General features: G+C 74.0%; 8 protein-coding genes. 4 read left to right on the plus strand and 4 right to left on the minus strand.

The features are described 5' to 3' along the window. Positions 1-238: 238 nt before the first annotated feature. Both ACOJTC_RS07235 and ACOJTC_RS07240 read right to left on the minus strand, forming a co-directional pair. Complete coding sequence (locus ACOJTC_RS07235) at positions 239-922, minus strand: SGNH/GDSL hydrolase family protein (RefSeq protein WP_204922912.1); 684 nt, start codon at positions 920-922, stop codon at positions 239-241. 211 nt (positions 923-1133) lie between these two features. Then, positions 1134-2489, minus strand: coding sequence for a BTAD domain-containing putative transcriptional regulator (locus ACOJTC_RS07240; RefSeq protein WP_420116254.1), 1356 nt, complete (start codon positions 2487-2489; stop codon positions 1134-1136). Between the two features lie 285 nt (positions 2490-2774). On the opposite strand from ACOJTC_RS07240, the gene ACOJTC_RS07245 reads away from it, so the two are divergent. Then, on the plus strand, positions 2775-3341 hold the full coding sequence (locus ACOJTC_RS07245) for a hypothetical protein (protein WP_420116255.1): 567 nt from the start codon (positions 2775-2777) through the stop codon (positions 3339-3341). Between the two features lie 39 nt (positions 3342-3380). On the opposite strand, the gene ACOJTC_RS07250 is transcribed toward ACOJTC_RS07245, so the two are convergent. Beyond that, positions 3381-4589, minus strand: coding sequence for an MFS transporter (locus ACOJTC_RS07250; protein ID WP_420116258.1), 1209 nt, complete (start codon positions 4587-4589; stop codon positions 3381-3383). A 98-nt stretch (positions 4590-4687) separates the two neighbouring features. Beyond that, a complete protein-coding gene (locus ACOJTC_RS07255) occupies positions 4688-6241 on the minus strand; it encodes a class I adenylate-forming enzyme family protein (RefSeq protein WP_420116256.1) in 1554 nt (517 codons plus the stop codon). Positions 6242-6598: 357 nt separating this feature from the next. Here ACOJTC_RS07255 and ACOJTC_RS07260 point away from each other — a divergent pair, with 357 nt between their 5' ends. From ACOJTC_RS07260 to ACOJTC_RS07270, 3 genes are all read left to right on the plus strand, one after another. Then, positions 6599-7885 carry an SGNH/GDSL hydrolase family protein gene (locus ACOJTC_RS07260; protein ID WP_420116259.1) on the plus strand — a complete coding sequence of 429 codons (1287 nt, stop codon included), beginning with the start codon at positions 6599-6601 and terminating at the stop codon, positions 7883-7885. Positions 7886-7946: 61 nt separating this feature from the next. After that, a complete protein-coding gene (locus tag ACOJTC_RS07265) occupies positions 7947-9167 on the plus strand; it encodes a cytochrome P450 (RefSeq protein ID WP_204923543.1) in 1221 nt (406 codons plus the stop codon). Between the two features lie 11 nt (positions 9168-9178). Next, positions 9179-10162: an alpha/beta hydrolase gene (locus ACOJTC_RS07270; RefSeq protein ID WP_420116257.1), complete on the plus strand. Its 984-nt coding sequence runs from the start codon at positions 9179-9181 to the stop codon at positions 10160-10162. Positions 10163-10302 lie beyond the last annotated feature (140 nt).

Here is a 10302-nt window from a genome sequence, read left to right on the forward strand (position 1 = left end):
GCCCCCCGCCCCCCCCCCCCCCGGGGTAAACCGTGGTGCGCGCCCCCTGGCGGCGGGGGGTGGACCCAACCCTCTTCACCCCCCGGCTCCGGCCGGGCTGGGGTGCGGTGATCAAGAGGGTTGGGGCGGGGTCAGCCGTTCCGGATGACGCAAACCTCTTGATCGACCCCGCCGGGGCCGGTCGGTGGAGCGGGTGGGGGCCCACCGGGGGCCGGTGGGAAGGGTGGTGGGGTGGGGGTCAGGGGTGGTTGCCGAGGTGGGCGCCGAGGCGGCGGATGGTCTCGGCGGCGGCGATGGCGTCGCTGCGGGCGCTGCCGTGCCGGCCGTCGCTGCTGTACATCGACGGATCGGTGCCGGCCGGATGGTCGCTCAGGTGCACGTGCAACGCCCCCAACCGGTCGGCCAGCCGGCCGGTACGCGAGGAGAGCAGCCGCATCCGGGCGCCCAACCCGGGCCGCAGGGCCGCCGGGACCGCCGGGCTGTGCGACACGTCGAACATGCCCACCGTGATCACGTCGGCCCCGGCGTCGCGCAGCGCCCCGACGATCGCGATCAACTCGGTGTCCACCGCGTCCGGGTCGAACGCCGTCCGGAAGGCGTCGTTGCCGCCGCAGACCACCAGCGCCAGGTCGGGGGAGAAGGCCAACGCCCGGTCGAGCTGCCCGGCCCGGACCTGTTGCGCCCGCAGCCCGCGCCGGCCCAGGTTCAGGTACGCCAACCCGGGCCGTACCGCCGACAGTTCGGCGGCGATCCGGTCGGCCCACTGCACGTCCGGGTACCCCTCGACCGGCTCGCACATGCCCTCGGCGACGCTGTCGCCGAGCACCACGAACCGGTGCCACGGATGGTCGCGCAGCAGTGCGGCGCTCTCTCCCTCGCGCAGGCAGTACGGATCGGTGGCCTCGGTCAACATCGATGACATGGCCGGGAATGTAGCCGACCGTGCGGGTGCCGTCGATCACACCGACCCCTCGGATCGCCTGGTGGTCGTCCAGGTGCGCCGACCAGCGCCGGCGCCGCCTCCGTCGGCCCTGCCTCCGTCAGGATCCCCGCCGTCGGTCCGCGCTGGTCGAGACCCGGGGGCTCGGCAACGGAGTGGCGGTGCGGCGCCACCGGCGTCGACCCGAGGCGTCTCAGGTGCCCCGGCAGGGCGCCTCGGTGGCCGGCCGGCCACAGGTGGCCAGGCTGCACCAGCGTCGCATTCCGCTGTCGTCGAGAAAGAGCCATCCGCAGCGCGGGTCCGGGCAGACCCGGACGGTGAGCCGGCGCGGATCGCCGAGCAGCTGCGCGGCGCTCCACGCCGCCGCGTGCACCGGCAGTCGCAACCCGGTCGCCGGATCGGGCCACCACCGTCCCCGCCCGTCGGCCTCCCGACGGAACACCAGCGTCCGGGCGGCCTGCTCGGCGTACCGGGCCACCGCGTCGAAGGCCGGTCCGTCGGCCGGGTCGGTGAGGCAGGCGTACAGCCGGGCCCGTAGCGCACGCACCTCGTCCAGGACCACCGCTGCACCGGCCGGATCACGGCGGCCCAGCTCGATCAACCGGCCCACGGTCGGGTCGTCGACCAGGCCGGCGTGCCCGGTCCACACCGCGAGCGTGCGGTAGCCGCGCAGCCACTCGGCCCCCGGCACCGGCGGTTCGTGTCGCCAACCGGCGAACGTGTTGCAGAACTCCAGCGCCGGGTGCCCGCCGACGCCCCACGGCAACGCCTCGCCGCGCACCCGGACCTCGTAGACCGGCCGGTCCGCCCGGTCCAGCCGGTGGTCGGCCCGGAGTATTCCCCGGTGCACCTCCCGCAGCCGGGCCCCCGGTTCGACCCCGATCTCCTCGACCAGGGTGCGTCGGGTGCGGCGGTACAGCACCAACGCGTCGGTCTGTCGGCCACCGCGGTACAGCGCGGTCATCAACGTCGCCACCAGTTCCTCCCGGCCCGGGTGCCGGGCCACCAGCGGGGTCAGCTCGATGACCACCCGGGTGTGCTGGCCGAGCGCGAGCCGGGCGGCCGCCCGCAGTTCGACGCCGGTCAGTCGCAGGTCCTCGATCGGACCGGCCAGCCGGTCGCGTAGCTCGTCGTCGGCGGTGTCGGCGAGCAACGGCCCACGCGGCAGGGCCAGCGCCCGGTCGAGCAGTCGCACCCGCTCGGCCGGGTCGGCGCTGCCACCTGCCCGGTGCACCAGCCGGGCGAGTTCGGCCACGTCCACGGTGTGCCCGTCGTCGTGCACCAGGTAGCCGCCGCCGCCGGTGGCGATCCGCACCCGGTACGGCCCCAGCGCGGCCCGCAACCGTCCGATGTAGGTGTGCACCGCGCTGCGGGCCGAGGCCGGTGGCCGGTCCGGCCAGAGCAGGTCGATGAGCCGGTCGGTGCCGACCAGGTGTCCCACGTCGAGCAGGAGCAGCCCGAGGAGGCACCGCTCCTGGCGGCGGACCCCGAGATCGACGACGACGCCCCCCTGGCGGGCCTGGAACGGGCCGAGCAGACGGAACTCCATGCCACTGAGACCACCTGGCCGCCCCGATCGGTTGCCGCCGCCGTGGTCACCGACGCCCCAGGTGGAACCGGGACGGCCGCCGGTCGAGGATCGTCCCCGGCATCCCACCCTCGGCGTCGGCAGGGTCGCCCGCCCCCGCGCACCGGGGGCTCGGTGATCGTCCGGGTCGTCGCGCGCAAACCGGGGACGGTGTCCGGTGAGCCGGTGGTCAGCGGCCCGGCAGCGGGGGATCGTGCTCCGCCGCGAAGACCCTGCCGGGCGGTCAGCCGGTGGTGAGGACGGCCGGTGACCCTGGACCGGACGACGACGAGGAGAACGGGAGTGCCCATGCGCTGGACGACGAGACTCGGTGCCGCCCTGACCGCGGTGACGTTGGCGGGGACCGTGCCGACCGCCCCGGCGGCGGCCGCCGGTCGCCCCACCGGAGGCTGGGTGCCGGCCCCGCAGGAGGAGTTCACCCTGCCGGCCGGGGCCCGCTGCGCGTTCGGCATCCGGGTGGCGGCCGAGGTCGACGAGGTCCGCAAGCTGGTGCTGACGACCGACCCGGACGGTTCGCCACGCCGGGAGCTGTACACCGGCGCGCTGATCGAGACGGTGACCAACACCGACACCGGGGTCGTCACCCGGGTGGACGCCAGCGGCACCTCCCTGGTCAGCTACGCCGCCGACGGCACGATGACCTGGTACGTGACCGGCCCGGTGCTGCTCGGCTTCCGGGACGACGCCGGCTCGTTGCCGAAGGGGTTGTGGCTGATCGACGGTCAGTTCGTCGTCCGGTTCACCGCCGACTACGACAAGACCGTCACCATGCTGCACGGCACCACCCACAACGTCTGCGACGACCTGGACTGACGGTGGGGCGCGCCTGACCGGGCCGTGGCGACCTGACCGTCAGACCGGGTCGACGGCCGTCGGTGGGGGTGCCGGCCGGCCCATCCGCAGCGGCCCGGCGACCAGCGGCGTCACGGTCAGCACCGCGCACACCACCGCCATCACCAGCAGGGCCGGTCGCAGCCCGAGGGCCGCCACCGACCAGCCGCCGACCAACGCCCCCACCGGCAGCCCGACGAACGCCAGCGACCCGGAGATCCCCAGCACCCGGGTCTGCAACGCGTCCGGCACCCGTTCGTAGAGGGCCGCGCCGAGCAGCGGGTTGACCGCCGCGATGCCGATCCCGGACAGGAACGTCACCACCAGCACCACCACCAGATGGTCGGTCAGCGCCAGCACCAGCAGCCGGGGCGCACCGCTCAGCGCCGCCCCGGCCGCGAAGATCAGGGTCCGGGGCAGCCGGGGGCCGAGCATCGTGAAGACCACGTTGCCGAGCAGCGCGCCACCGCCGAACACCCCGAGCACCAGCCCGAACCCGGCCGGGTCGCCGAACTCGTCGCGGACCCACAGCGGCACCCAGACGGCGGTGTTGGCGGCGGCGAACATGTTCAACGCGGAGACCACCATCAGCATGGTCAGCAGCACCCGGTCGGTGCGCAGGTAGCCGAAGCCGGTGCGCAACGCCTGGAAGTAGCCTTCCCGGGGCGTGGCGGGCGCGTCGCTCACGGGCGGGCGCACCAGCACCCCGACCAGCAGCGCGCAGACCGCGAAGGTGCCCGCGTCGATCCAGATCGCCCGGGTCACCCCGACCCAGTCGATGAGCAGACCGCCGATGACCGTGCCGAACAGCGCCACCCCGCGCGCCAGCCCGTCGTAGGCGGAGGTGAGCCGGATCAGCTCCACCCCGGCGCGCTGCGCGGCCGGCCGGAACATGACGTGCTTGACCCGGTCGCCGATGCCGCGCAGTCCGCCGGCCACCGCGACGAGGGCGACGAGCGCCCCGAAACCGAGCCACGGGGCCAGCGCCACCACCGCGATCACGGCCGCGCTCGCCGCGTCCACCGTGATCGAGGTACGCCGTACCCCGAACCGGTCCGCCCACGGCGTCGCCAACGAACTCGACAGCATGTACGGCAGGAACTCGGCCGCCGCGACGATGCCCATCTTGGCCGGGCTGCCGGTGGTGGTGAGCACCAGCCAGGGGATCGCGATCACCGAGATCCGGCTGCCCAGGTTGGAGATCAGGTCGGCGGCGACCAGGGTGACCAGTTCCCGCCGGGCGGCCCGCCGCTCGGGACCCTGCGGCGCGGCGAGCGACCCGGCGTCGGTGCCGGTGGCTGTCCGGGGGCCGGTGTCGGCGTCGGCGGTCACGACGGGCTGCCGACCGGATCGGCGGGCGCGCCGGCGGCGTACCGTTCGCGCAGCGCCCGCTTGTCCACCTTCGCCGACCGGTTCAGTGGCAGCGCGTCGACGAACTCCACCGCACCCGGCGCCCAGGTGTCGCTCAGCTCGGTGGTGACCAGGTCGATCAGCTCCGCCCCGGTCACCGTCGCCCCCGGCGTCGGCACCACGTACGCGTACGGCAGCTCCCCGGCGACCGGGTCGGGCACCCCGATCACCGCCGCCGCGCGGACCTGCGGATGCCCGGCGAGGACGTCCTCGATCGGCCGGGAGTAGATCGGCCAGCTGCGCTGCCGGGTGAGGATGCGGTCCTGCAACCGGTCGACCAGGTAGAGGAACCCGTCGTCGTCGAGGTGGCCGATGTCGCGGGTGCGTACCCAGTCGTCGACGAGCGTGTCGGCGGTCAGCTCGGGCTGGCCGTGGTAGCCGTGGAAACTGAGTTTGGTCCGCACCCACACCTCGCCGTCGGTGCCGGCCGGCAGCACCCGCCCGTCGGCGTCGCGGATCTCCACCGTGACGTCCCCGTACGGTCGGCCGCAGGAACCCAGCCGCTCCGGGTGCGCCGGGTCCTCGGTCAGGCCGGGCTGGGCGCAGATCACCACCGCCTCGCTGAGGCCGTACACGATGCGCAGGCACGGGCCGAACCGGGCGATGGCCTGGCGCAGCCGGGCGGGCGCGGCCGGTCCCGCGCCCACGTTGAACATGAACATGGCGGAGAAGTCCGCGCCGTCCAGGGCCGGATGGTCGAGCACCTCGTAGAGCATCGGCGGGGTGACGAACGTGGAGGTGAGCCGTTCGGCGTCGACGGTGGCGATGAACGCGGCCGGGTCCCACTGCTGGCGCAGGAAGAGCACCCCGCCGGTGAACAGGTTGAACAGGGTGGTGATCTGGCCGCTGGCCAGCCACATCGGCGAGTGCGACAGGTGCCGCAGCAGCGGGAACCCGGCGGCGCGGAAATCCGCCGCCAGGGCCAGCACCTGCCGGTAGAAGCTCTCCCGGTGGTGCACCAGCTTCGGGGTGCCGGTGGTGCCGCTGGTCTGCAGGAACGACTCCGGCGTGGGCACCCGCGCGGGCAGCTCGACAGGTGGGGCGTCGGCGGTCAGCTCGACGCCCAGCCGCAGCACCGGCACCCCGGGCAGCGAGGCGGCGATCTGGTCGCCCAGCCCGTCGGGGGCGTACGCGTGGTGCACGAACACGTCGGGGCGGGCCAGCCGGACGAACTCGTCGATCTCCCGCCGGGAGGTGACCGGGGCGATCCACATGCTCCGGCAGCCGAGCAGGTGCAGGGCGAGCTGGAGCAGCGGGCCCTCCACCGCGTTGCCGAGCATCACCAGCACCGCCGCGCCGGGGCGTACCCCGTGGCCGGTCAGGGCGTACGCCAGCCCGCGTACCTCCGCGGCGACCTGCGGATAGGTCAGCCGGCGACCGTCGCCGACCAGCGCCTCCCGGTCGCCGAACCCGGCGAACAGCGCCAGCGCGTCGTGCACGTAGGTGGTGGATCGGTCGGCCCCGTCGGTCATCGCACAGCCCCCAGCTCGATGCGGCGGGTCGCCGGCGGCCCGGTGGGACCCGCCGTGGCGACCGGCCGGGTTGGCGTCCGAGCAGGTCACAGCCCGGCCCGCGACGGGGGTGCGCGCCATGGGCGACCGCACCGCCGCCGCTAGCGAGCCTAGGCCGACGGCCTCGCCCGGGGACAGAGCCGAACGGCGAGGGGCCGCCCACCATGGACATTTGATCATGTCTATCGGGTTGATTGACGCCTGTCAGACGTCGCGGCTAGGTTTCTGGACCATCGTCCGGGCGGTGCCGTCAATGGGCGCCGGCCCTGGGCGGCCCAACATGGAGGTTCAATGTCGACCCCGAAGAGATGGCAGGTCATAGCGTCCGCGGCCGTGTTGCTGGTCGTGGGAGCCCCGGCGGTGGTGGCCAGCGCCGGTCCGTCCGACTCCGACAGTGGCGGGGCAGCCGCCCGGGCGCAGTGGGCGGGTACGTGGGCCGCGGCGGTCACCCGCGGCAACACCGTCGGGCTGACGAACACCGGCCTGAACAACCAGAGCATCCGGATGACCGTGCGCACCACCGTGGGTGGGGAGCGGCTGCGGGTCCGGCTGAGCAACCTCTACGGTGAGCAGGCGGTGCAGGTGGGACACGCCACCGTCGCCCGCCCCAACACCGCCACCCTGACCGACCGGTCGGACATCCTGCCCGGCAGCGTGCGGGAGCTGAAATTCGGCGGCTCCACCTCGGCGACCATGAACAAGGGTGCCGAACTGCTCAGCGACCCGTTGACCTACGCGGTCGGCGAGCAGGAGGACCTGGTCGTCACCCTGCACTTCCCGGTGCTCACCGGGCCGGTCACGTTCCACGGCCAGTCCAAGGTCACCACCTTCATCGGGGCGAACGACCTGACCACCGCCGCCGACGGCGCCGGCTTCACCATCCGCCCGGACTGCTGCTGGATGTTCCTGTCCGGCATCGACGTGCTGCGCCCGGCGAGCCCCGGCGCGGTGGTGGTGCTCAGCGACTCGATCGGGGATGCCAACGGCAGCACCGTCAACGCCAACAAGCGCTGGCCGGAACTGCTCGCCGGGCGGCTGGTCGCCGCCCGTCCCGAGGTGCGTACCCCGGGCGTGCTGAACCTGAGCCTGGCCGGCAACCGGCTCAACCACGAGGGCACCGAGCCCGGCGCGGGCGGTTTCCCCGGGTACTACGAGCTGGGTCCGAACGCGCTGGCCCGGCTCAACGAGGACGTCTTCCCGCAGACCGGCGTGAAGACCCTGGTGACGCACCTCGGCATCAACGACATCTGGATGTCCGACGACTCCGCCGACCGGATCATCGCCTCGCTGCGGCAGATCAACAAGCAGGCCAAGGCGCGCGGCCTGCGCAGCCTCGCGGTCACCCTCACCCCGTACGAGGGGCACGGCAACCCGGGGGTGTGGACGCCCGAGAAGGAGACCACCCGCCAGGCGGTGAACACCTGGCTGCGGGGCCCGGGGGCGGCCGAGTTCGACGGGCTGCTCGACTTCGACGCGGTGCTGCGCGACCCGGCCCAGCCGAGCCGGCTGCTGCCCGCGTACGACGCCGGTGACCACATCCACCCGAACGACGCCGGCAACCAGGCGTTGGCGGACGCCGTACCACTTCGACTGCTCGGTCTGTGACACCGGTGGGGCGGCGGGGGTGACCCCGTCGCCCCCGGTCATTTCCTGGGGAGGAAGCACCATCGTGGACGTCGACGAGATCCTGTCCGGTCTCTACAGCGAGGCCGGCCGGCAGGACCCCTATCCGTGGTACGCGGCCCTGCACGAACACGGGCCGATCAGCGTCATCCCGAACCGTCCGGAGCACAGCACGGTCAGCGCCGTGGCCGTCGGCTACGACCTGGTCGACCAGGTGCTGCGTGACCCGCAGTGGTACAAGCAACCCCCGCCGGGCTGGGAGGAGCAGGAGATCCTGCGGACCTTCCAGTCGTCGATGATGTTCGTCAACCCGCCCGACCACGGCCGGATGCGGGGCGTGTTCTCCCGTACCTTCACCCCGCGCCGGCTCGGCGCGCTGGAACCGGTGATCGTCCGGGTGGTCGACACCCTGCTGGACAGGATGGCCGACACCGGGGCCGACGGCTCCGAGATCGACTTCGTCGCGGACTTCGCCTACCCGGTGCCGGCGCTGGTGATGGCCGAGTTCATCGGCCTGCCCGAGAGCGAGCTGGCCTGGTACCGGCAACGGGTCGACTGGATCGACGAGTTTCTCGACGTGGCCGGCAAGACCCCGCAGCGGCTGGCGCTGGCGAACCAGGCCGCCGAGGAGCTGCGGGCGCTCTACCGGGACCTGATCGGGCACCGCCGCCGCCAGCCGGGTGAGGACCTGATCTCCGGGCTGGTCGAGGCGCTGGACTCCGGCGAGGTCGACCTGACCGAGGAGGAGTTGATCAGCAACCTGATCGTGCTGTTCAACGCCAGCTTCGTCACCACCGTCTACATGTTCAGCAACGGCCTGCCGGTGCTGCTGGGCCACCCCGACACGGTGGCCGCGCTGCCCGGCGACGAGACCCTGGCGCAGGGCTGCGTCGACGAGGTACTGCGGCTGCAGAGCCCGGTGCACTTCCTGGCCCGCGCCGCGCCCCGGGACACCGTGCTGGACGGAGTGCCGGTCGCCCGGGACGAGAACGTCCTGCTGATCATCGCCGGGGCCAACCGGGACCCGCGCCGGTTCCCCGGGCCGGACCGGTTCGACCCGCGCCGCGACGGCCCCCCGTCGCTGGCCTTCGGCGTCGGCCCGCACTTCTGCCTCGGCGCGGCCGTGTCCCGCCTGGAGGGTCGGATCGGCCTGCCCCGGCTCTTCGCGCGGTTCCCCCGGCTCGCGGTCAGCCAACCGGCCGACTACAGCGGGAGTCTGTTCCTGCGCGGCATCGACAAGCTCTTCGTCACCACCGGCGGATAGGAGCCGATCCCATGTCCCTCGACCCCCAGGTGGTGGCCTACCGGGCCGCACGGGCCGCCGCCGGCACCCCACCGCTGTACACCCAGACCCTCGCCGAGGCCCGCGCCGCCGACCTCGCCGCGATCCGGGCCGGTGGCGGTGACGTCGAGCCGGTCCACGAGGTACGCGACACGACCGTCCCCGGTCCCGACGGGGACCTGCGGGTCCGGGTGCACCGGCCGGCCGGCGACGGCCCGCTGCCCACCCTGGTCTACTTCTTCGGCGGCGGTTGGACGCTGGGCAGCGTGGAGACCGCCGACGGGATCTGCCGCCGGCTCGCCAACGCCACCGGATGCCAGGTGGTGACGGTCGGCTACCGGCTCGCCCCGGAGCACCCGTTCCCGGCGGCCGTGCTGGACTGCCACGCCGCCACCCGGTGGCTGGCCGAGCACGCCGCCGAGCTGCGCGTGGACCCGGACCGGCTGGCGGTGGGCGGGGACAGCGCGGGGGGCAACCTGGCGGCGGCGGTGACCCTGCTGGCCCGCGCCGAGGGCGGCCCCCGGCTGGCCGGGCAGCTGCTGGTCTACCCGAACACCGACCAGCGGGCCGGCCTGCGTCCCGCCGACGACCAGGATCCGTTGCTGTTCAACAGGCACTCCGTGGACTGGTACCGGGGTCACTACCTGGCCGACCCGGCGGACGCGGCCGACCCGCTGGCCTCGCCGCTGCTCGCCGACGACCTGTCCGGCCTGCCGCCGGCCCTGGTGGTCACCGCCGAGCACGACCCGCTGCGCGACGAGGGACAGCGGTACGCGCAGCGGTTGCGGGACGCCGGCGTGCCGGTGCGGGCCACCTGCTATCCCGGCATGATCCACGGGTTCTTCGCCATGCCCGGGGTCTTCGACGCCGGCCGGCGCGCCCAGGACGAGGCCGCCGCCTTCCTGCGGGAGGTCTTCGGGCTGCCCACCCCGCCGGCCGACACCCCCGTCACCGCCACGGTGAGGGACGAGCGGTGACCGTGCTGCCCCCTCCCGCCGGCCCGCCGGCCACCGTCCGGCCGGACAGCGCACCGCCGGCCACCGTCCGGGCTGGCACCGGGCCGCCGGCCACCGTCGCGGCGGGCGGGGACGGCGACCGCCCGCCGGTCAGCCTGGCC

The organism is Micromonospora sp. (assembly GCF_048594385.1).
Taxonomy (GTDB): Bacteria; Actinomycetota; Actinomycetes; order Mycobacteriales; family Micromonosporaceae; genus Micromonospora; species Micromonospora wenchangensis.